Origin of the sequence: Clostridium sp. UBA2485 (assembly GCF_002341865.1) — a bacterium.
In the GTDB taxonomy this organism is placed as follows: domain Bacteria; phylum Bacillota; class Clostridia; order Clostridiales; family Clostridiaceae; genus Clostridium_J.
Genome location: NZ_DDOV01000031.1, coordinates 43,486 through 65,178 on the forward strand (window position 1 = coordinate 43,486; position 21,693 = coordinate 65,178).

22 protein-coding genes are annotated in these 21,693 nt (G+C 28.7%); 19 read left to right on the top strand and 3 right to left on the bottom strand.

Annotated features, from left to right (window positions below):
• The first annotated feature begins 202 nt into the window (after positions 1–202).
• The 4 genes from B3603_RS04220 to trxA all read left to right on the top strand — a co-directional run bounded on the left by B3603_RS04220 (position 203) and on the right by trxA (position 4,118).
• Positions 203–769 carry an RNA polymerase sigma factor gene (locus B3603_RS04220; protein WP_291561104.1) on the top strand — a complete coding sequence of 189 codons (567 nt, stop codon included), beginning with the start codon at positions 203–205 and terminating at the stop codon, positions 767–769.
• Positions 766–1,755, top strand: a complete 990-nt coding sequence (locus B3603_RS04225; RefSeq protein ID WP_291561105.1) for a DUF4652 domain-containing protein — start codon at positions 766–768, stop codon at positions 1,753–1,755. Before B3603_RS04220 ends, B3603_RS04225 begins: the two co-directional genes overlap by 4 nt.
• 401 nt (positions 1,756–2,156) lie before the next feature.
• Positions 2,157–3,401: a tetratricopeptide repeat protein gene (locus B3603_RS04230; protein ID WP_291561107.1), complete on the top strand. Its 1,245-nt coding sequence runs from the start codon at positions 2,157–2,159 to the stop codon at positions 3,399–3,401.
• Between the two features lie 405 nt (positions 3,402–3,806).
• Positions 3,807–4,118 (top strand): thioredoxin, encoded by a 312-nt coding sequence (trxA, locus tag B3603_RS04235; protein WP_291561110.1) that lies wholly within the window; start codon positions 3,807–3,809, stop codon positions 4,116–4,118.
• Positions 4,119–4,253: 135 nt separating this feature from the next.
• Here the strand turns inward: trxA and B3603_RS04240 are convergent, their stop codons facing one another.
• Both B3603_RS04240 and B3603_RS04245 read right to left on the bottom strand, forming a co-directional pair.
• The gene (locus B3603_RS04240; RefSeq protein ID WP_291561112.1) at positions 4,254–4,409 is read right to left on the bottom strand and encodes a hypothetical protein; all 156 of its coding nucleotides are present in this window, start codon (positions 4,407–4,409) and stop codon (positions 4,254–4,256) included.
• Between the two features lie 375 nt (positions 4,410–4,784).
• Positions 4,785–5,783, bottom strand: coding sequence for a hypothetical protein (locus tag B3603_RS04245; protein WP_291561115.1), 999 nt, complete (start codon positions 5,781–5,783; stop codon positions 4,785–4,787).
• A 420-nt stretch (positions 5,784–6,203) separates the two neighbouring features.
• Between B3603_RS04245 and cdaA the strand changes: the two genes are divergently transcribed.
• The 11 genes from cdaA to B3603_RS04300 all read left to right on the top strand — a co-directional run bounded on the left by cdaA (position 6,204) and on the right by B3603_RS04300 (position 16,661).
• The gene (cdaA, locus tag B3603_RS04250; RefSeq protein WP_039635963.1) at positions 6,204–7,052 is read left to right on the top strand and encodes a diadenylate cyclase CdaA; all 849 of its coding nucleotides are present in this window, start codon (positions 6,204–6,206) and stop codon (positions 7,050–7,052) included.
• Positions 7,022–8,269 (top strand): CdaR family protein, encoded by a 1,248-nt coding sequence (locus B3603_RS04255; RefSeq protein ID WP_291561119.1) that lies wholly within the window; start codon positions 7,022–7,024, stop codon positions 8,267–8,269. Before cdaA ends, B3603_RS04255 begins: the two co-directional genes overlap by 31 nt.
• Positions 8,250–9,854, top strand: a complete 1,605-nt coding sequence (locus tag B3603_RS04260; protein WP_291561122.1) for an NAD(P)/FAD-dependent oxidoreductase — start codon at positions 8,250–8,252, stop codon at positions 9,852–9,854. The genes B3603_RS04255 and B3603_RS04260 overlap by 20 nt, the downstream gene beginning before the upstream one ends.
• A 102-nt stretch (positions 9,855–9,956) precedes the next feature.
• Positions 9,957–11,045 (top strand): butyrate kinase, encoded by a 1,089-nt coding sequence (buk, locus tag B3603_RS04265; RefSeq protein ID WP_291561124.1) that lies wholly within the window; start codon positions 9,957–9,959, stop codon positions 11,043–11,045.
• Between the two features lie 227 nt (positions 11,046–11,272).
• On the top strand, positions 11,273–12,178 hold the full coding sequence (ptb, locus tag B3603_RS04270; protein ID WP_291561127.1) for a phosphate butyryltransferase: 906 nt from the start codon (positions 11,273–11,275) through the stop codon (positions 12,176–12,178).
• A gap of 17 nt (positions 12,179–12,195) precedes the next feature.
• Entirely contained in the window at positions 12,196–13,266 is a 1,071-nt protein-coding gene (gene buk, locus B3603_RS04275) for a butyrate kinase (protein ID WP_291561129.1), read from the top strand.
• A gap of 12 nt (positions 13,267–13,278) precedes the next feature.
• Positions 13,279–13,950: an ATP-binding protein gene (locus B3603_RS04280; RefSeq protein WP_291561131.1), complete on the top strand. Its 672-nt coding sequence runs from the start codon at positions 13,279–13,281 to the stop codon at positions 13,948–13,950.
• A gap of 135 nt (positions 13,951–14,085) precedes the next feature.
• A complete protein-coding gene (locus B3603_RS04285) occupies positions 14,086–14,295 on the top strand; it encodes a 4Fe-4S dicluster domain-containing protein (RefSeq protein WP_039635976.1) in 210 nt (69 codons plus the stop codon).
• Between the two features lie 16 nt (positions 14,296–14,311).
• A complete protein-coding gene (locus B3603_RS04290; RefSeq protein WP_291561136.1) occupies positions 14,312–15,379 on the top strand; it encodes a 3-methyl-2-oxobutanoate dehydrogenase subunit VorB in 1,068 nt (355 codons plus the stop codon).
• Entirely contained in the window at positions 15,379–16,128 is a 750-nt protein-coding gene (locus B3603_RS04295) for a thiamine pyrophosphate-dependent enzyme (RefSeq protein ID WP_291561138.1), read from the top strand. Before B3603_RS04290 ends, B3603_RS04295 begins: the two co-directional genes overlap by 1 nt.
• Positions 16,129–16,130: 2 nt before the next feature.
• Complete coding sequence (locus B3603_RS04300) at positions 16,131–16,661, top strand: 2-oxoacid:acceptor oxidoreductase family protein (RefSeq protein WP_291561139.1); 531 nt, start codon at positions 16,131–16,133, stop codon at positions 16,659–16,661.
• Positions 16,662–16,899: 238 nt separating this feature from the next.
• On the opposite strand, the gene B3603_RS04305 is transcribed toward B3603_RS04300, so the two are convergent.
• Positions 16,900–17,145: a hypothetical protein gene (locus B3603_RS04305; RefSeq protein WP_291561142.1), complete on the bottom strand. Its 246-nt coding sequence runs from the start codon at positions 17,143–17,145 to the stop codon at positions 16,900–16,902.
• Positions 17,146–17,665: 520 nt separating this feature from the next.
• Between B3603_RS04305 and B3603_RS04310 the strand changes: the two genes are divergently transcribed.
• The 4 genes from B3603_RS04310 to glmM all read left to right on the top strand — a co-directional run bounded on the left by B3603_RS04310 (position 17,666) and on the right by glmM (position 21,387).
• Entirely contained in the window at positions 17,666–18,457 is a 792-nt protein-coding gene (locus tag B3603_RS04310; protein WP_291561144.1) for a polymer-forming cytoskeletal protein, read from the top strand.
• Positions 18,458–18,490: 33 nt separating this feature from the next.
• Positions 18,491–19,111 carry a YhbD family protein gene (locus B3603_RS04315; protein ID WP_291561147.1) on the top strand — a complete coding sequence of 207 codons (621 nt, stop codon included), beginning with the start codon at positions 18,491–18,493 and terminating at the stop codon, positions 19,109–19,111.
• A gap of 83 nt (positions 19,112–19,194) precedes the next feature.
• Positions 19,195–19,548, top strand: coding sequence for a hypothetical protein (locus B3603_RS04320; protein ID WP_291561149.1), 354 nt, complete (start codon positions 19,195–19,197; stop codon positions 19,546–19,548).
• A 489-nt stretch (positions 19,549–20,037) separates the two neighbouring features.
• On the top strand, positions 20,038–21,387 hold the full coding sequence (gene glmM / locus B3603_RS04325) for a phosphoglucosamine mutase (RefSeq protein ID WP_291561151.1): 1,350 nt from the start codon (positions 20,038–20,040) through the stop codon (positions 21,385–21,387).
• The last annotated feature ends 306 nt before the right edge of the window (positions 21,388–21,693 follow it).

Genomic DNA, 21,693 nt, shown 5'->3' on the forward strand with positions numbered 1-21,693 from the left:
TGCGTCGTCAGAACTTCATGATAGCTACACTATCATGAAAATCTGTCTCCTTGTCTGATGCAAAATATATTTCGCATCTTTAACTAGCTATTTTATTTCATATGCCTAAAATATATTAACATCTTTGATCTATTATTTTCTTTCAGATGCCTAACTTTAATAGAAGTAAGTTCGTATTAATTATATAAAGCGAGGTAAAATGATGGCAAGAGTTGATGCCTTTGAAGATATTAACTTAGTCAACAATGTGTTGAAGGGGGATGTGGATAGCTTCAATACAATTGTTAGTAAGTATGAACTTATGGTGCTAAAATTTGTTTATAATATGTTAAAACAAAAGGAAGCATCAGAGGATATAACCCAAGAAGTCTTTATTACTATATATAACAAACTTTACATGTATGATAAAAAGTTTAAATTCTCAAATTGGATACTTCAAATTGCAAGAAATAAAACTATAGATTATATAAGAAAATATAATAAAACTTATGAAACTAATATAGATGAAGCTTATGATTTATCATCAAAAGAGATGTCACCAGAACAAATAGCAGAATATAAAGAAACAAAAGAAGATATAAAAGAATATATTGATAGCTTAAATGAAGATGATAAACAAATACTAATTTTAAGATATTCTGAAAAACTCACTTTTAGTGATATATCAGAACTACTAAAAATGACAGAGTCAACAGTAAAGCGGAGGTACTATAGAATAAGAGAAAACTACAAAACTTATGTTAGTGAAAAAGAGGTGAAGTATAAATGATGAATTGTGATTTATTTAAAAACAAAATATTAGAGTATATTCATGGTACTTTATCAGAAGATGATGATAGAGAAATGGAAGATCACATTTCAAACTGCGAAAGCTGTAGAAGTTTATACGAAGAAGAACTAGCCTTAGAAGACGCTTTTACAGATGTTTTCAGTATTGATGGAATTGAGTTTAAAAGCTCAAAAGAAACAATTATGAATTCTATAGATAAAAATAAATATAAGAATACTATAAATAATAAACTTCATTATAGTTTTAAAAAACACAGCAAAAAATATATAGGTGCTGCAGCAGTATTACTAATAGGAATTTTTATGATACCTATGGTTTTCAAAGGAAACTCTAAAAAGCCAGAGATTATGACTAAGAGTGCTGCGGAAGAATATTCTTCTTTTCAAGATAATTCTATAACAGAAGATTCTAATATAGGGAATAAGGAATCAAAGGATAAGTCTTTTAAAGTATTAGAAAATATATCTTTATTTAATATGAACGAAGTAGATTTAAATAAAAAGTTAGAATTTTCTACACCATGGAAAACAACAGTTGATGGTAAATTTGAAGCAGCTATTGAAGGAAGAGGCACATATGGTAAAGAAGAAGGCGTAGGAACTATATTTGTAAAAGATCTAGTTAATAGTAAGATGTATGAATTTAAATTAGCTAATGAAACTGCACAGCAAAGTCCGTTATATATACAATGGTATGATAATGAAAATTTAATTGTTATTACTGGTTTAGGATACGGGAGATTAGAAACAGGAGATAAAGCTATTTTATTAAATGTAAAAAATAACAGCTATATTTCAATGTATGAAGCTCAAAATCCTAGAGAAAGATTAATATCAATCAGCTCTGAAGGAAATAATTTAAAAATAAAGTCAATACATTATATTGATGACACATTAAATAAATATGAAGATAAAGAGAAAATAATAGAGAAGTATACTCCAGGAGATTTAATAACAATAGAATAAATAATTTATGGAAGTTAATATTTTAGCTTCCTTTTTTTATTATTTTATTCTTAAATTGTAAATTGTCCATTCTCAATTAATTAAAGTTTAGCTATATATTAATTTTTAGAATAGTTTACCTATAGAAATCAAAGGTGAAATTTATTCTAAAAGCCCTAAAGCTATTGATAGTGGAGTTTTAAATATAATTTTTCATTTTCATTCATTATAAAGTATCTTAACTCTTTATTTTTTATCACGATGATATAGTTATAAAGATTAATTATACAAAAAAGATATGTTTTATTAAATTTTAATTTACAATAATTATTTTACTTATACAGGGTAATTTTAAAATTAAATGTAGTTAGTAAAATTATGGTATAATTGACTTATAACTAGGTAAGAAGTGCGGTGAAATCATGGAAAAATCTAAGAAAAATTATATGAAAGCAATGAACTATTACTATGAAGGGAATTTTGAAAAAGCATTAATTTATTGTGAAAAAAGTTTAGAGTTAGGAAGGGGAAATTCAGCAGCATTAAATTTAAAAGGACTTTTGCACTATTTAAAAGGTGATTTAGAAGAGGCAAGGAATCAATGGAAAATTAATTATAGATTAAATAATGATGATGTAGCTAGAAAGTATTTAGAGGATAGCAATAGAGATAAAGAAAATCTTAAACTATTTAATGAAGGAAAAGCTGCCTTTACACAGTTGAAAATAAAAGAATCACTAGAACTTTTTAAGAACTGTGAAAAATCTCATTTTAATTTTATAAATTTAAATAATTATTTAGCTCAATGTTATATAAAATTGGGTCAATATAATAATGCGGAGAAACATATTAATGAAGTATTAAAAACAGATAAAAATAATAAAATAGCAACAGAAACTATGAAATTAATGAATGATTTAGGTGTAATTAAATATAAGAAAAAATATTCTAATAAAATTTTAGTAGGATCATCTATTGCTTTAATTTTATTAATTTCTTTATCTATATATACTTTTATTAAAGTAAGCTATAATAAAAATAACTTAATAGTAGAAGATAATAATAAGCAAAATAATGAGCAGAAACAAGAATTAAATGTAAAAGAAGAAAAAGAGGAAGAAAAAAATAAAGTAGAAGAAAATAAAAAAGAGGAGAATAAATTTCCTTTTGAAGAACTAAAAGTACATATAGACAATAGTAAATATGATGATATAATAAAAATTCTAAAAGATTATAAAAATAGTGTGCTTAATAATAATGAAAAACAAATGTATATAAAAGCTTCTAACTTCATAAATAAAGAAGCTATAAAAGTTTATTATGATAAAGCAGAAGAATTTAGAAATAAGGGTGATTATAAAAATTCTATAAGAGAATTAGAAAAAATATATGAATTTAGCGAAGGAAATTATTTATATGAGCATATAATATATATGTTAGCATTAAGTTATGAAAAAGAAAGTAATATAACTACTTCTATAAAGTATTATGAAATTTATGCTAATAAATTTAAAGATGGAGATTATATAGAAAATGTAGTTTATAATTTAGCAGTTTTAAACGAACATACCAATATTGAACAATCTAAAAAGTATGCCAATGAAATAATAAATAAATTCCCTTATTCTCAATTTAATAATTCTAAAATAGAAAACATTTTAAAATAGATTCAGGCATATAAAATAATTAATTGATAATTTTATAAAATTTTATAGGATTATCAATAATAATTATTATTAATTGCAAATTACTATTGATAAATATATAAATTTGTATTAAAATTTATAGTAATTTAAACTTAATATAAATTCTAAAAATCATTAAGGCATCTTCAAAAAAATAATAGACCAGTATGTTAGCCTATTTTCCATCATACTGCGTTGTCAGAACCCTTCCATAGCGCCACTATGAGCGGAACCTGACGCCTTGTCTGATATAAAATATACTAACATCTTTAGTTTATTATTTTCTTTCAGATACCTAAAATAAAAGAATTTATAGTTTATAATTAGAAGATAATAATAACATAGTTATTAATATAAAATATTAATTTGAATTGGAGGAGTATTTTAATGTTAGAATTAAGAGAAGATAATTTTAAATTAGAATTAGCTAATGCAGATAAACCAGTTGTTGTTGATTTTTGGGCTTCTTGGTGTGGACCATGTGAAATGTTAAGACCTGTTATTGAAGAACTATCTCAAGAAATGCCAGAAGCAATATTTGCTAAAGTTAATGTTGAAGATAATTCTGCATTAGCTAGAGAGCATAGAGTAATGAGTATACCAACAATTAAAATATTTAAAAATGGTGCTGTTGTGGAAACATCAGTTGGATTTAAACAAAAAGAGGAATTAAGAGCTATAGTTGAAAAACATGTATAAAAAGAGCGTGACTTAGGGTCACGCTTATTTTATACGTAAATAAAATTCTTTTTAGACGTCAATTGTAAAATAGAATTCAGAATTTGTAAAAATATATAAGAAAATAAAGGTAGATAATATTACTACCTTTTTAAGCTAGAGTTCATACAAAGAATTTGTTGTACTTTTAAACACTTCTATAGATTTAACATCAAATTTTATCATAGTATCTTGTTCTAATGAGCTTACATTTTTTGAAGGCAATATAATTAATGTTAGTAAAACCAATCCAATTACTAAATTATTTTTCATTAAACTCATCACCTCTTTATATGGTATTTTTACCTTAATGTTAAAAATCATGCATAGATTTTATAAAAAAAGTGAAAGTATATATAGTTCATAGGAAAATTTAAGAGATAATTTCGGTGATAAATTTTTAAAAAAAATAGCTTAATGCCTTTAAAATTAAGAATTAATAGTTAAGAATGAAGAATTGAGGAAGAAATTCACCTTAAGTGAATTTCTTAAAATAAAATTTATTCTAAAAAACTCCAAAGGCTTTACCTCAGGAGTTTTAACCATAATTTTTCATCTTTCATCCTTAATTTGCATTCATAAATAAGAATTTTGGTTATGGAAATTAAAATCATGTATGAATTAAATTTTGATTGTAAAACTCTATATTTAGATTAAAGTAGGTACACTTTTAAGTTTTTTATAAAAGCTTTTAAATTTGCTATAGTGAGTTTCTGCACTACTTAGATGTTTTTTTGGTGTTATATATAGAGATTCGTAAAAATCGCTATCAGTTTTTTCATTTTTAGCATGGACTTTTTCCATAGATAATGAGTACTTAAAATTTTGAAGATAATTATAATATTCCTCCATAGAGGCATCTAATTCTTCATAAGATTTTAATCCATTATTAGGTACTGAAATATCTTTTAAGCTGTCTTTTAAAGTTTTTAGAGAAGTAATTTGATTATCAATATCAGAAATAGCTAATTCATAAGTTACAATATTATTTCTAGCCTTTAAGGATAGAGGCGAAAAATCTACTTTTAAATTATCATAATAACTACTAATGTTATCCATAGCGTTTATAAATAGTGTATTTTGATCATCGTTAACTTCTTTTTCTCTAGTGGAATTAAAAGCTGATAAGCAATAATTAGTAATATTATCAATGGCAAAAAAACTTGACTTTAATATAGATATAGCATTTTCACTAAAGATAGAATAATAATTTGAAGAAATAGTATAATAAGTTTTTAAATTTTTAGCTGCTTTCTCTATATCATTTCCCGCTGGATTTTTTAACATAGCCTCCATTTGTATATACATAAGTATATTATTTTCCACTCCATTTCTTAAGCTATCTAATTTTTCAGGATCATATTCCTGAATATTGATATCATCCTTTATTTTATTTAATTCATTAATCATTTCAGGAATTATTTTTAAAGATTTATTTACATTGATACTATCCTTTACTATAAAATCATTACATCTATTATTTATCGTATTGATTTCTTTTAAAGTACTATCAATATAATTTACTTGTGAATCTATAATTCTTCCTTTAAAAAAATTATAGCTAAAGCAGAATAATGATATGGCTGCAACAACAATCATCAAATAGTTTAAAAATACTTGCTTTTTATCCTTGATTTCTATATTCATGAAATCATCCTCCTAATTTTAAAAGTTTATTAATTTCTAAAAGTATGTTTTGAATTTAGACATCTGAAAATAATTAGTTAAAAATTTTTACGATATTTTATATTGCATAAAAAATTAGATTACAAAGTTATAGAGTACATAGTTTGTAAACATTAGAATTATTATTTTTAAATATGCTTATACTTACAACATAGGTCATTATTCTAAGAGTAAAAAATACTTTTTTTTATTTACTATAACTATAATCACTTGAGAATAGAGCTATTACTTTTTTATATTGTTATATTAAGGAGTGAGGGAAAATATTCATAAATTATAAATTCATTATTTTACTAAATAAAAATAAACTTACAATGTATTATAAATAAAATTATTAGTGTATAATTATAATTAGGAATTATAGTAAGAGGTGAGGCAGCAATGGAGGGTTTAAATTTTATAATAAATAGCTTAAAAGGATTTGATATATTTTCACTTATAGATATTTTGGCAGTTTCTGTAATATTTTATAAAGGATACACACTTATAAAAGAAACAAGAGCTGTACAACTCTTAAAAGGTGTATTACTTATATTTTTATTAATCCCTATAAGCGAGTTTTTCAATTTAACAATGCTTAATTATATTTTAAGCAATACAATCACAATTGGATTAATTTCCGTTGTTATTATTTTTCAACCTGAAGTGAGAAAAGCATTAGAGCACATAGGAAGAACTTCTTTTATGGATAAGATAATTTATGAAGATGAAGAAATTATGAATAATGTTGTTAACGAAATTGTTGATGCTGTAGAAGAGTTGGCTAAAGAAAAAACAGGGGCACTAATTGTAATTGAACAAAAGACAGGACTTGGAGATATTATAAATACTGGTACTCAAATAGATGCAGTGGTTTCTTCTGCACTACTTCAAAATATATTTGTTGTAAATACTCCTCTACATGATGGAGCTACAATCATTAGAAATGATAGAATTGTATCAGCAGGATGTTTCCTTCCACTTACTAATAATGACAAATTGAATAAGCAGTTAGGTACAAGGCATAGAGCAGCTATAGGTGTTACTGAGATAACAGATGCACTTACAATTATAGTTTCTGAAGAAACAGGTGTTGTATCTTTAGCTGTAAACGGACGATTGCTAAGACACTATGATAAAGATAAGTTAAAGAGTATTCTTGTTAAGATAATGAAGAGTAGACATAAAACGGAAGTAACATTTAAAGAGAGGGTTAGAGTATGGATAAAGAGAAAAGACAAGATATCTTAATTAAAATTTGTTGTATCATAGCCTCATTTGCATTATGGTTTTATATAAGAGGTACAGAAAATCCTATTACAAGTCATTCAATAAAAAATATACCAGTACAAGTTTTAAATACAGAAGCTTTAGCTCAAAATAATTTAGTGTTGCTACCTGACCAAAGTTTTAAAGTTAATTTAAATGTAAAAGGACCAGCATCAGCTGTTTACCATATAGATAAAAATAAAGATTTTAAAATTGTAGTAGATTTAAGTAAATATGCTCTAAAAGCAGGAAAAAATACTATACCTATAGAGATAAATGAAAGTCCGAGTACTGTAAGCATAGTGAGTGAAAATTTATGGATAGATGTACAAATTGATACTTTAAAGGAAAAAGAGGTAGCAGTTATACCTGATATACAAGGAGATTTAACTCCAGGAGCATATAGAGAGGAACCAGTTATTTCTCCATCAGTTGTAAAAGTAAATGGACCATCTAAGTATGTAGATATGGTACAAGGCGTATTAGGAAAAGTAGATGTTACTAATATGGATAGAGATATAGAAAAAGTTGTTGAATTAATACCAATTGATGGCGAAGGAAAAGCAGTAAATAATGTTACATTATCAGCTTCTACTGCAACAATAAGAATATCAATAAAAAAAGGTAAATCTGTGCCAATACGAATTAACACTACTGGGGAAGCACCAAATGGAGTAACAATTGAAACTATGGATGTCAATCCAAAAAATGTTGAGATAACAGGTGTTAGCGACGCGGTAAATAATATAGCCAGTTTATCAACAGAGCCTATAGATTTAAGCACTATAAATGCTGATACCACTCTAGATGTAAATCTGGAAGTACCTGAGGGTGTTAAAATATCAAATATTACGGTAAAAGTTAAGTTCACTTTAAATTTGAAGAAAAAATCAGAGAAAAGCTTTAATATAGGCATAAAACAGCTTAATGTTCCAGAAAAATCAACGGTAACTCTAGATAAAGATACTTTAGAATTAGTGTTATCTGGTTATGAGGAAGACTTAAATAAGGTGACTCCAGAAGCTATTATTGCAACTTTAGATTTAAAAAATTTAAATGAAGGAGATCATGATGTTCCAATAGTTATCTCTGGTATTCCAGAGAACTTAACAAAAGTATCACAAAATATACAAACTGTAAAAGTGAACATTAAGAAAACTACGGAGGTAAGTAACGATAATGTGGATTCGAGTGAATAACCTAATCCTAGATATAGAAGAGGATATTAATCTATTAAAAACAAAAGCAGCTAAAAAATTAAGAATAAAAGAAAATCAAATAAAAGATTTTAGAATTTCTAAAGAATCTATAGATGCACGTAAGAAGAATTCTATCAAATTTAATTACTGCGTTGAAATCACCTGTGACAATATGGAGAAAATTGTATTAAAGGCTAATAGTAGCGATGTTAAAATAGAAAAGAAAAAATATAATGCAGAAATTGAATTTGGAAATGAAAAATTGCATAGTAGGCCAATTATAGTAGGTATGGGACCAGCAGGACTTTTTGCTGGTCTTCTTATGGCTCAAAAGGGATATAAACCTATAATAGTTGAACGGGGGCAAGATGTAGATAGCAGAAGTGAGTCTGTGAATAATTTTTGGATTAAAGGAAAATTAAATACAGAGTCCAATGTCCAATTTGGAGAAGGTGGAGCAGGTACTTTTTCCGATGGAAAATTAACAACAAGGATTAAAGATGATAGATGTGATTATGTTTTAGAAGAATTAGTTAAGGCAGGAGCACCAGAAGAAATACTATATATGGCAAAACCGCATATAGGAACAGATATATTAAAGTCAGTGGTTAAGAATATAAGAGAAACTATTATTAAATTAGGTGGAGATGTATTATTTAATTCTAAACTGGAAGATTTAATCATAAAGAATAATAAGGTAGAAGAGGTAATTGTAAATGGACAAAAAATACCTTGTGAAGCATTAATATTAGCTATAGGCCATAGTGCAAGAGATACCTATGAAATGCTTTTTAAAAGAGGGGTATTTATGACACCAAAACCTTTTGCTATAGGAGCTAGAATAGAACATCTTCAAAGTTTAATAAATGAAAATCAATATGGAAAGTATAAAGACCATCCTAGGTTAAAAGCTGCAGAATATAAGTTGACTTATAGTAGCAAAAATTTAAATCGATCTGTCTATAGTTTTTGTATGTGTCCTGGTGGTCAAGTAGTTGCTGCTGCTTCGGAGGAGAATACAGTAGTGGTTAATGGAATGAGCAATTATAAAAGAGATAGTGATAATGCTAATTCTGCTATAGTAGTGTCCGTTAACCCAGAGGACTTTGGAAATACCTCTCCAATAGTAGGTATAGAATTCCAAAGGCATTATGAAGCTTTAGCTTACAAGGTAGCAGGAGCAAGTTATAATGCGCCACTGCAATTAGTAGAAGACTTCTTACAGGATAGAAAATCAACAAAATTAGGTAAGGTTAAACCAAGCTATACACCAGGTTTTGAATTTAGTGAAATGAAGGATTGCTTACCTAATTATGTCATAAAGGCTTTAAAAGAAGCACTGCCAGCATTTGACAAGAGAATAGCAGGATTTGGTAGTGGCGATGCAGTACTTACAGGTATTGAAACTAGAACATCTGCGCCAGTTAGAATAAATAGAAATGAAAGCAATACAAGTATCTCAACAGAAGGATTATACCCTGCTGGTGAAGGTGCAGGATATGCCGGAGGAATTATATCTGCTGCTGTAGATGGACTGAAAATTGCAGAAACAATAATGAAAAAATACAATGTGCCGAATTGTTAGTCATTTTAAGTTGATATTTACATTATAAATTTGATAAAATATAAGTGGGGATTTATAAAAATTGTAAAAGTATGTCGAGATTTCGATATAGAGGGGGATATTATGGCAAGGAAAAGTTATATGTTAGTAATTAATCCAGGATCTACATCTACAAAGTTAGCAATTTTTAATGATGAAAATTCTATAGTATCAACAAATTTAACTCATGATATAGAAGAAATTAAAAAATTTGATACTATATATGAACAAAAAGATATGAGAGTTAAAATGATTCTAGAATGGCTTAAAGAAAAAGGCATAGAATTAAATGAATTAGCTCTTGTAGTAGGAAGAGGTGGGCTTTTAAGATCCATGCCAGGTGGAACTTATGAAGTCACAGAAAGAATGCTTGAAGATTTAAAAATAGGAATACAAGGACAACATGCTGCAAATTTAGGTGGGATTATTGCCTATGAAATAGCTAAAAAAGTAGGTATACCTTCCTATATTGTTGATCCAGTTGCAGTGGATGAGATTGAAGATGTAGCAAGAATATCAGGAATGCCTGAATTGCCAAGGAGGTCTCTACTTCATGCACTAAATATGAAGGCAGTAGTTAGAAAAGTTTGTAAGGATAAGAAATTAGATTTTTTTAATAGCTCTTTTGTAGTAGCACATCTTGGCGGAGGAATATCTATATCACCATTTAAAGATGGAAAGTTAATTGATTGCAATAATGCAAGTCATGAAGGACCATTTTCTCCAGATAGAACAGGAACACTTCCAGTAGGTGATTTAGTTGAACTTGCTTTTAGTGGAAAATATACAGAAAAAGAGCTAAGTAAAAAAGTAATGGGACAAGGTGGGTTAATAGCTTATCTTGGAACTAATGATGGAAGAGTTATAGACAAGCTTATTGACGATGGAGACAAAAAAGCAGAGCTTATTTTTAAGGCTATGGCTTATCAAATTGCAAAAGAAATTGGAGCTATGTCAATAGCACTAAAAGGTAAAATGGATGCGATAATAATAACAGGGGGGTTAGCTCATAATAAGAGGCTAATGAACTGGATTTCTGAATATGTAGGTTTTATTGCACCAATAGAATTGGTTCCTGGTGAAGATGAAATGTTAGCTTTAGCTCAAGGTGCTTTAAGAGTACTCAAAAGAGAGGAAATTGCAAAAATTTATGAGCAAGAAGTAAATCTTTAATTCTTCATTTTGAATTAGGCATCTTGTAAAAATAATAAGTCAGTATGTTAGCCTATTTTGCATCATACTGTGTTGTTGGAACCAATCTATTGATTACTATGAATGGAACCTAAGGTCTTGTCTGATATAAAATAAACTAACATCTTTACTCTATTATTTTCTTTCAGATGTCTTATAGATTATCATTAGCTTAAAAGGCTATAACTAATGCATAGGGAGGATAAAAAATGATAAAGTCATTTGATGAAATTATTGGTAAAGTTAAATCTCAAGCTATAAAGACTGTTGCAGTTGCAGTGGCTCAAGATGAACCAGTGTTAGAAGCTATAAGAGATGCTAAAAAAAATGGCATTGCAAATGCTATATTAGTTGGTGACAAAGAAGAGATAATTGCTATTGGTAAAAAAATAGAAATGAACATGGATGACTTTCAGATTATTGACGAAAAAAATGTAAATGCTGCTGCATTAACAGCAGTTAAATTAGTATCAAGTGGTAAAGCTGACATGATGATGAAGGGATTAATAGATACGGCTACATTTCTAAGAGCAGTATTGAACAAGGAAGTGGGACTGAGAACTGGAAAGCAAATGTCGCATATAGCAGTATTTGAAATTCCAGGATATGATAGATTAATATTTTTAACTGATGCAGCCTTTAATATGTATCCAGAATTAAAAGAAAAAGTGGATATAATTAACAATGCTGTTATGGTTGCAAAAGCTGTGGGAGTTGAAACTCCAAAGGTAGCACCAATTTGTGCTGTAGAAGTTGTGAACCCAGCAATGCAAGCAACACTAGATGCTGCTATGCTTTCAAAAATGAATGAAAGAGGTCAAATAAAAGGATGCATAATTGATGGTCCACTAGCACTTGATAATGCATTATCAGAAGAAGCAGCTCATCATAAGAAAATATCTGGTCCAGTTGCTGGAAAAGCAGATATATTACTTATGGCGAACATAGAGGCTGGTAATGCAATGTACAAATGCTTAACATATACAACAGAATCTAAAAGTGGTGGATTACTTGCTGGAGCAGCAGCCCCTGTTATAGTTACATCTAGAGCAGATTCACCAGAATCTAAGATGAATTCTATAGCTTTAGCTGCACTAGTTGCAGAAAGTAGATAGTTTAGGAGGATAAATTTATGGCATTTAAGTTACTTATTATCAATCCAGGTTCAACTTCAACAAAGATTGGTGTGTATGAAGACACAAATCCTATATTAGTTGAAACACTAAGACATAGCTCTGAAGAAATTGGAAGATTCCAAGCTATATATGACCAATTCAATTTTAGAAAAGAAGTTATATTAAATGTATTAAAGCAAAAGAATTTTGATGTTAATACATTAGACGTAATTGTTGGAAGAGGCGGACTACTTAAGTCAATTGAAGGTGGCACATATGCCATAAATAAAGCTATGTTAGAAGATTTAAGAGCAGGAATACAAGGACAGCATGCATCTAATTTAGGTGGAATAATAGCTAATGAAATAGCTAAAGAATTAAACATTCCAGCCTACATAGTTGATCCAGTAGTTGTAGATGAAATGACTGATATAGCTAGAATTTCTGGTATGCCAGAATTAGAGAGAAAGAGTATATTTCATGCACTAAATCAAAAGGCTGTTGCCAAGAGATATGCTAAAGAAAAAAATATTAAATATGATGAATTAAATTTAATAGTAGCTCATATGGGTGGTGGAATTTCTGTTGGAGCCCATGAAAAGGGTAAAGTTATTGATGTTAACAATGCATTAGATGGAGAAGGACCATTTTCACCAGAAAGAAGCGGTGGATTACCAGTTGGAGACTTAGTAAGTATGTGCTTTAGTGACAAATACACCAAAGAAGAAATTAAAAAGAAAATTACTGGTCAAGGTGGATTTGTGGCATATCTAAATACAAACGATGCTAAAGAAGTTGATGATAAAGCTTTAGCAGGAGATGAAAAATATAAATTAATATTCGAAGCAATGGGATATCAAGTGGCAAAAGAAATAGGTAAGTGTGCAGCAGTTCTAAAAGGAAAAGTTGATGCTATAATATTAACAGGAGGAATTGCATATTCTAAATCAATGGTAAACTACATTAAAGAAAGAGTTGAATTTATATCTGAAGTAGTAATTTATCCAGGAGAAGATGAGTTATTAGCACTTGCTGAAGGTGGATTAAGAGTTTTAAAAGCAGAAGAACAAGCTAAAGAATATAAATAAAAAGGTGATAATATGAGTAGAATTAGGGTTTTTACAGGACATTTTGGAAGTGGAAAAACAGAAATAGCAATAAATTATGCCATAAACCTAGCAAAAGAAGGTAAAAAGGTTGCAATAGTTGATTTAGATATTGTAAATCCGTATTTCTGTGTTAGAGATTTAAGAACCGAATTAGAAAAGTATAATATAAGAGTTATATCTTCTAATCCAGATTTCGTAAATGCAGAGCTTATGGTAGTACCAGCAGAAGTACTTTCTGTATTTAATGATAAAAGCTATGATGTTGTATTTGATGTAGGAGGAGACGACTCAGGGGCAATAGGTTTAGGTCAATATAACCGATATTTTAAAGAAGAGCCTTATGATATGTATTTTGTTATAAATGGAAATAGACCATTTACATCAAATAATATAAATACTAAAGAATATATAGAAATGATACAAAGAGCTTCAAGACTTAAGGTATCTTACTTAATATCAAATACTAACTTATCCTATGAAACAACTAAAGAACATATAGTTAAAGGTGATAAGGAAGTTTCAAAATTAAGTAAAGATCTTAACATACCTCATGCATTTACAGTTTGCACTAAAGATTTAGTGGATGAAGTAAAAGATGAGATCAGTGGAAAATTATTCCCAATAGACATTTTTATGTTACCACCATGGCGAAAGTATGAATAGTTAGAATTTTAACAATTAAGAAAATTGACAGCGAATTCATACAGCGTTAAAATGGAGTGGACAACCATAAAAATAGTTATCTGAAATGCCAAATTATTGAAGTATAGGGTTTGGCATTATAAGGAGGTAGAAGTTATGGCAAAAGTTATCTTTAGAGAAGAAAGATGTAAGGGATGTGGTAACTGTATAGCAGCATGTCCTAAGAAAATAATAAGCTTCTCTGAAAAACTAAACTTAAAGGGTTATCATCCAGCTACAATCACTGAGGATAAAAAAGATGAATGTATTGGATGTGCGTCATGCGGAAGAATGTGTCCAGATCTTGTAATTACAGTTGAAAAGTAAAGAGGAGGTTAGATTCATGGCAGAAAAAGTATTAATGAAGGGAAATGAAGCTATCGGTGAAGCAGCTATTAAAGCTGGATGTCAATGCTTCTTTGGATATCCTATAACACCACAAACAGAAATCTCAGCATATCTTTCAAGAAGAATGCCTCAAATAGGAAGAGTATTTTTACAGGCAGAGAGTGAAATTGCAGCTATAAACATGGTTTATGGATCAGCAGGAACAGGAACAAGATGTATGACATCTTCAAGTTCGCCAGGAATAAGCTTAAAGGCTGAAGGAATATCATATATAGCAGGTGCCGAACTTCCTTGCGTAATCGTTAACATTGTAAGAGGGGGTCCAGGACTCGGTGGTATTCAACCAGCACAATCGGACTATTTCCAAGCAACCAAAGGCGGAGCTCATGGTGACTTTAATATGCCAGTATATGCTCCAGCTTCAATACAAGAAATGGTTGATATAATTCAAGATGCTTTTGATGTTGCTGAAATATACAGAACTCCTGTAATGATAATGGGAGACGGTATGATGGGTCAAATGATGGAGCCTGTTGAATTTAAAGAAAGAGAAGCTAGAGAACTTCCAGTCAAAATTTGGGCTGCTGAAGGACTAAGAGGAAGAAAAACTCATAACGTAATAAATTCTCTTTACTTAAAACCAGAAGGTTTAGAAGATCATAATAAAAAATTACAAGCTAAATTTAAAGCTATAAAAGAAAATGAAGTTAAATATGAATTATTTAATTGCGATAGAGAAAATGAATTAGTGTTAGTTGCTTATGGAACAACTTCAAGAATTTGCAAAAATGTTGTTAAAATGGCAGAAAAAGAAGGTATTAAATTAGGTTTAATAAGACCAATAACTTTATGGCCATTCCCAGTAGAAGCTTTTGATAAAACTATAAATAATACAAAAGGATATTTATCAGTTGAACTTAGCTGTGGACAAATGGTTGAAGATGTAAGATTAGCAGTTGAAGGAAGAAAGCCAGTAAGCTTCTTCGGAAGAAGTGGTGGAATGGTTCCAAACCCAGATGAAATTTTAGATAAAGTAAGAGAAATAGTAGGAGGTGCTAAGTAATGGCTATAGTATTTGAACCAACAAAAGCATTATTAGATGTTCCTACACATTATTGTCCAGGATGTACCCATGGAGTTATCCATAGATTGGTAGGAGAAGTTTTAGAAGAATTAAATGTTTTAGATAAAACAATAGGAGTTGCTCCAGTTGGATGTTCAGTTTTAGCATATGATTATTTTGCATGTGATATGTTTGAAGCAGCACATGGAAGAGCACCAGCAGTTGCAACAGGAATAAAAAGATCAAAACCAGATTCAGTAGTATTCACATATCAAGGAGATGGAGATCTTGCTGCAATAGGAACTGCAGAAATAGTTCATGCTGCAACAAGGGGAGAAAATATAGTTACTATATTCGTTAATAACTGTATATATGGTATGACAGGAGGACAAATGGCTCCAACTACATTACCAGGACAAGTAACAGAAACTTCACCGTATGGAAGAGATGTAAAAACTCAAGGACATCCTATAAGAGTTTCAGAAATGATAGCTACTTTAGAGGGTGCTTGCTATGTTGAAAGAGTGTCTGTAGATAGTGTACCAAATGTACTTAAAACTAAAAAGGCTATAAAAAAGGCTTTTGAGAATGCTATAGCAGGAAAAGGATTCTCATTAGTTGAAGTATTATCAATATGCCCAACTAACTGGGGACTATCTCCGAAGGAGTCAATGGAATGGTTAAGAAGCAATATGATGCCATTCTATACTTTAGGAGTTAAAAAAGACGCAACTGTGGAGGTGAAGTAATTATGGCATCACAAGAAATTATATTTGCTGGATTTGGAGGACAAGGTATTCTTTCAATGGGTAAATTCTTAGCTTATGCAGGAATGGACGCTAATAAAAACGTTTCTTGGCTACCATCTTATGGTCCAGAGATGAGGGGAGGTACAGCTAACTGTTCTGTAATAGTTACTGATGAGCAAGTTGGATCTCCTATAGTTACTAAACCAACTTCTGTTGTAGTAATGAATAGACCATCATTAGATAAGTTTGAAAAAACATTAGTTAAAGGTGGATTATTAATAATAGATAGTAACCTAGTAGATAGAGATATTGAGAGAACTGATATTGAAGTTATAAAAATTCCAGCACAAGATGAGGCTACTAAAGTAGGAAGCAGTCAAATAGCTAACATGGTGCTTTTAGGAGCATTAGTAGCTAAAACTCAAATAGTTTCTATGGATGAATTATTAGAAGCTTTAAGAGGACATGGAAAAGAAAAATTCTTTGAAATTAATAAAAAAGCACTAGAAATAGGAGCTTCATACACTAAATAATAAAAGGATCCCATTGTTTAAACAATGGGACTTTTTTATACAATTAAAAAATAAGTTTAATCAAAACTAATTTCAACTATAATTCCTCATACTTAATTCTTAATTTCTATAGAATTCTCACTAATTAAGTTTCCCTCAAATGAAAAAACTAACAATTCTATTGGTTGCCAAAAAAATCAATCAGAACTACCGGTTTTACCAGTAATTCTGATTAAAATATAAAACATCTTATAAAGTTTTATATCTTTTTAACGTCTTTATCTTCATGTGCTTTAATATAGCCTTTATAGCTACAGTTTGGACATTGAATTTTATAATTGTTATAAGTAAGAAATGATTTATTTGTCTTAGAATCAAAGATAAAGCCACATTCTGGACAAATAAAATAGTATTTCTTAATAGTGTTTTTAAAGATAAAAATAATAATTAGTGTTAAAGATATTACTATAATTATAGGCAATATACCAATAATAGAAGAATGCATTCTTCAATAATCCCCCTTTATGATTAAACCAATAATAAATTATATATTACCGAAAATAATAACTTTAAGCAAGAACATTCCACAATTAGGCATCTTAAATATAATTATCATAGTAGATTAGTAGTTTAAAACTAGTTAAAAATTACTTCTATCATATAGAAAAATAAAGTATTAACTTTCTTACTATTTCAAATAAAGGTGCAGAATTGTGAACTATTAATTTAAAAGTTATGATTTTGTTGTAATTATATTATATTAAAATAAACGATAATTTACATCCTGTTTAAAGAAATTTTAAAATAATATTGCACAATAAAACAATGTTATGTTACAATCAGTTTATAAAAAGCAGATAATATTTTTGTAAATATTTTAAAGTGAATATTTTAGTTATAAAAAATATAATTTTTATAATTAAATAGCTACAGCTTAAATAATAATTTTGATAAATTTTAGACGTAAATCACTTCAGAAAGTTATGTTAGAGGATAGATTTATATTTGAGAAAGAGGGAATGTATATGTCATTTAATAAAAATGAATTAAGAGAACTAAAAATTACAGGCAGTGGAAGTTCTTCAGGCGGTAAATACGATGAAGTAAGTATAAGCGGAAGTGGAAAAATATACGGTGATACGGAGTGTAATGATTTCAAAATAAGTGGTAGTGGGAAAGTAATTGGAAATTTAGATGCATCAGAATTTAGAATAAGTGGTAGTGGTGGAGTAGAAGGAAATTTAAAATGTAAATCAGGGAAAATTAGTGGTTCAGGTAAAGTGCTAGGACATGTTAATTCAGAAGATTTTAAGATAAGTGGAAGCGGAAAAATTGAAGGAGATTTAAGTGGAAAAGAGATTACAATTTCTGGCTCAGCAAAGGTTTTAGGTAGTATTTATGGAACTGATGTTAAAATTTCTGGTGGAGTTGATATTGAAAAGAATGTAGAAACAGATAATTTTCAAATGACTGGTAGCTTTAAATCAAGAGGTATGTTAAATGCTGAGAATGTTAATATATATTTAAGTGGAAATTCTAATGTGGAAGAAATAGGTGCTACTAATATTGAAATTTTAAGAAGACCTTCAAGAAATAATATAGTATCATTAATAGCTAAAGTTATTGGAAATAATTTTGGAACACTAACTACTAAAGTTATTGAAGCAGACGAAATTTATCTTGAGAATACTAGAGCGGAAGTTGTTAGGGGAAAAAATGTTATAATAGGTGATGGTTGTAACATAAAGTTGGTAGAATACAAAAATGAACTTAAAATATTAGGCGATGGGATAGTTGGTGAAGAAAGACATATATAAAATTAAAACCAAAGAAAAGTGGGAGGTGATAACTTGGAGGATTTAATATCTAAAAAAGAACTTCTAGAAGTGACTAATATTTCCTATGGTCAACTATATAGGTGGAAAAGGAAAAAATTAATTCCTGAGGAATGGTTTATAAAAAAATCTAGTTTCACAGGGCAGGAGACCTACTTTCCAAAGGAAAAAATATTAGACAGAATAGAAAAAATTTTATCCTTTAAAGAAGATATGCAACTGGATGATTTGGCAGAAATGTTTTCACCTAAGGTTCAGATTGATAAGAAGAGTAAAGAAGAACTTTTAAAACTAAAGATTATAGATAACTCTACTCTAGAAATCTATAGGAAAATATATGGTGAAAAGGAAATATACGATTTTCATCATATACTCTCAATGTATATTTTAGATAATATTTTACCTAAGGGAGAGATAATCTTAGATGAAGCTAAATCTATAATAGCTATTATAAATAATAATTATATGGAGTTTCAAAATAATAATTATAAAATATTTTTAATGAGAAAATTAGGAGTTTCTTTCTGTATAGCTACTGTTGAGAATGACAACGTAATATTAGATGAAACCGTAAAAGTTGTGTTAAAACTAGAATTATCTAATTACATAGAAGAGTTAAAATTAAAGCTAGTGTAACTTAAGAATAATCCTATTTTTTAGAATTACTATAATTGTATTATCATATACTTTATAAGTAGTACTAATTTAGGAGGAAATCAATGAGGGATGAATTAACTAATATATTAATTTCACTTAAGGAAAATAATATATCTGTTGATAATGCCAAGATGTTAATTGAAAGATTATATACTCCTTATAAAGGAAAAAATATAAATATTATAGTATTTCAAAGTGGAAAAGAGCCTGTTAAACTTAAATTGCCTATAAAATTTGTACTTTCTGTAATTAAAACCTTTGGTACAATACCAAATTTAGGAATAAAACAATTAGAATCTATTGACTTAAAAAAACTTTCAAAACTTGTATCAGTAGCAGTACAAGAGAAGATTACAGGTGAAATTTTAGAGGTAGAAACAGATGATCATAATATAATTAAGATTTCTATAGTGTAAACCTTAATCAATGGAGAATTGAGAATGGAAAATTGACAATTATGGTTAAAATTAATTTTTGCTAGCATGAAATTACTAGTTTTTTATAAAAAGTTACTGCGTAACTTCAAAGAAGAATCAATTTTAAATTTCTCAATTTCTGCTGAGAAGTGTCTCAAATTGTAAACTGAAAAAGTTTTCATTAGAATACTCAAAATGCCAGCTTTTTTAACATATAAATTAAGTTTCAACTGGTATAGCTATAGATATATTTAAAAGCATGATGTATAGTCATGCTTTTTTTACTTAAGATCATTGTCGCAATTTCCAATTTCTTCTCATATTGTAGAGGTAAGGGTTTTATATTATAATAACAATGTATATTCATTAATAATTTATGAAAGAAACTATATTTATATAAAATTTGATGTTAGACATCTAAAATAAAATGACTGGTGAAGATGTCTTATACAAAATTAGAGAAAAACGGATTAGAAAAGAGGTAAAAATATGAGTAGAATATTTGGTACTGACGGTGTTAGAGGCATTGCTAATAGTGAGTTAACGGTAGAACTTGCGTACAATTTAGGACGAGCAGGAGCTTATGTATTAACTGAAACAGCGCATAAGCCTAAAATATTGGTTGGAATGGATACTAGAATATCAGGACATATGCTTGAAGCAGCATTAGTTGCTGGAATTTTATCTGTTGGTGCAGAAGCTGTTTGTTTAGGTGTTGTTCCAACTCCAGCTGTTGCTTATTTGATTAAGAAATATAATGCTGATGCAGGAGTAGTTATATCTGCTTCTCATAATCCTGTTGAGTATAATGGTATAAAATTCTTTAATAAAGAAGGATTTAAATTAAGTGATGAATTAGAAGATAAAATACAATCTACTATAGAAAATAGCTTTAAAGAAGTACCTGTTCCTGTAGGTATAGACTTAGGAAAAAAATCTATAGTTGATACAGCTATTGAAGATTATGTTAATTTTGCAATTTCAACAGTTGAAGGAAATCTAAAAGGATTAAAAATAGCAATAGATTGTGCACATGGTGCTTCATACAAAACTTCAGAATTAGCTCTTAAAAAATTAGGAGCAGAGGTTTTAACTATAAACAATACTCCAGATGGATGTAATATAAATTTAAACTCTGGTTCAACTCATCCTGAAGGATTAATGAAATTCGTTGTTGATAACAAATGTGATTTAGGACTAGCCTTTGATGGTGATGCTGATAGATGTTTAGCAGTTGATGAAAAGGGAAACCTTGTTAACGGAGATTTTATGATGGTAATTGCTGCAAAGCATTTAAAACAGCAAGGAAAGTTAAATAAGGATACAGTAGTTGTAACTGTTATGAGTAATTTAGGATTAGATATAGCATTAAAAGAAGAAAATATAAAAACTATCAAAACTAAGGTTGGAGATAGATATGTTTTAGAAGAAATGAAAAAGAGCGGATATAGTATAGGTGGAGAACAGTCAGGACACGTTATATTCCTAGATTATAATACAACAGGAGATGGATTAGTGTCAGGATTACAACTTGCTTCAACAGTTAAAGCAAGTGGAAAAACTTTAAGTGAACTTGCCTCAGTTATGACAGAACTTCCACAGATATTAGTTAATGCTAAAGTTCCAAATGATATGAAAAATATTCATAATGAAGATAAGGAAATAATGGATGAAATAGCTAAAATAGAAGCAAGACTTCAAGGTTGTGGAAGAGTATTAATAAGACCTTCAGGAACAGAACCTTTAGTAAGAGTAATGCTTGAAGGAAAAGTTCAAAGCGAATTAGATGAAATGGCACATTCATTAGCTAAATTAATAGAAGAAAAAGCAAATAAATAAACTTTTTAACTAGCAATAATCTTATTGCTAGTTTTTTGCTTTAGCAGAATAGTAGTGTAGCCATAAAAGGGTTCTCGTGAGGTATAGTACCTAAGTTAATAAATAATTGTGTTGGAACTTAATTATTAATAAATTAATATATTCAAAAATTGCAGATTATAAACTGTACATTGTTAATTCAATAACATTATTTAATTATTAAAAATTCATTAAGTTACTAAATTTAAAGTTTTTATATGCAATAATAGAAGAGAAACAAATTTATCACATAGCTCTATTTATTATAAGTTGGCAATTAAATTATGA

Coding starts and splice junctions, on each gene's coding strand:
- B3603_RS04220 (WP_291561104.1), top strand. CDS start 203: ATGGCAAGAGTTGATGCCTTTGAAGATATTAACTTAGTCAACAATGTG.
- B3603_RS04225 (WP_291561105.1), top strand. CDS start 766: ATGATGAATTGTGATTTATTTAAAAACAAAATATTAGAGTATATTCAT.
- B3603_RS04230 (WP_291561107.1), top strand. CDS start 2,157: ATGGAAAAATCTAAGAAAAATTATATGAAAGCAATGAACTATTACTAT.
- trxA (WP_291561110.1), top strand. CDS start 3,807: ATGTTAGAATTAAGAGAAGATAATTTTAAATTAGAATTAGCTAATGCA.
- B3603_RS04240 (WP_291561112.1), bottom strand. CDS start 4,409: ATGAAAAATAATTTAGTAATTGGATTGGTTTTACTAACATTAATTATA.
- B3603_RS04245 (WP_291561115.1), bottom strand. CDS start 5,783: ATGAATATAGAAATCAAGGATAAAAAGCAAGTATTTTTAAACTATTTG.
- cdaA (WP_039635963.1), top strand. CDS start 6,204: ATGGAGGGTTTAAATTTTATAATAAATAGCTTAAAAGGATTTGATATA.
- B3603_RS04255 (WP_291561119.1), top strand. CDS start 7,022: ATGGATAAAGAGAAAAGACAAGATATCTTAATTAAAATTTGTTGTATC.
- B3603_RS04260 (WP_291561122.1), top strand. CDS start 8,250: ATGTGGATTCGAGTGAATAACCTAATCCTAGATATAGAAGAGGATATT.
- buk (WP_291561124.1), top strand. CDS start 9,957: ATGGCAAGGAAAAGTTATATGTTAGTAATTAATCCAGGATCTACATCT.
- ptb (WP_291561127.1), top strand. CDS start 11,273: ATGATAAAGTCATTTGATGAAATTATTGGTAAAGTTAAATCTCAAGCT.
- buk (WP_291561129.1), top strand. CDS start 12,196: ATGGCATTTAAGTTACTTATTATCAATCCAGGTTCAACTTCAACAAAG.
- B3603_RS04280 (WP_291561131.1), top strand. CDS start 13,279: ATGAGTAGAATTAGGGTTTTTACAGGACATTTTGGAAGTGGAAAAACA.
- B3603_RS04285 (WP_039635976.1), top strand. CDS start 14,086: ATGGCAAAAGTTATCTTTAGAGAAGAAAGATGTAAGGGATGTGGTAAC.
- B3603_RS04290 (WP_291561136.1), top strand. CDS start 14,312: ATGGCAGAAAAAGTATTAATGAAGGGAAATGAAGCTATCGGTGAAGCA.
- B3603_RS04295 (WP_291561138.1), top strand. CDS start 15,379: ATGGCTATAGTATTTGAACCAACAAAAGCATTATTAGATGTTCCTACA.
- B3603_RS04300 (WP_291561139.1), top strand. CDS start 16,131: ATGGCATCACAAGAAATTATATTTGCTGGATTTGGAGGACAAGGTATT.
- B3603_RS04305 (WP_291561142.1), bottom strand. CDS start 17,145: ATGCATTCTTCTATTATTGGTATATTGCCTATAATTATAGTAATATCT.
- B3603_RS04310 (WP_291561144.1), top strand. CDS start 17,666: ATGTCATTTAATAAAAATGAATTAAGAGAACTAAAAATTACAGGCAGT.
- B3603_RS04320 (WP_291561149.1), top strand. CDS start 19,195: ATGAGGGATGAATTAACTAATATATTAATTTCACTTAAGGAAAATAAT.
- glmM (WP_291561151.1), top strand. CDS start 20,038: ATGAGTAGAATATTTGGTACTGACGGTGTTAGAGGCATTGCTAATAGT.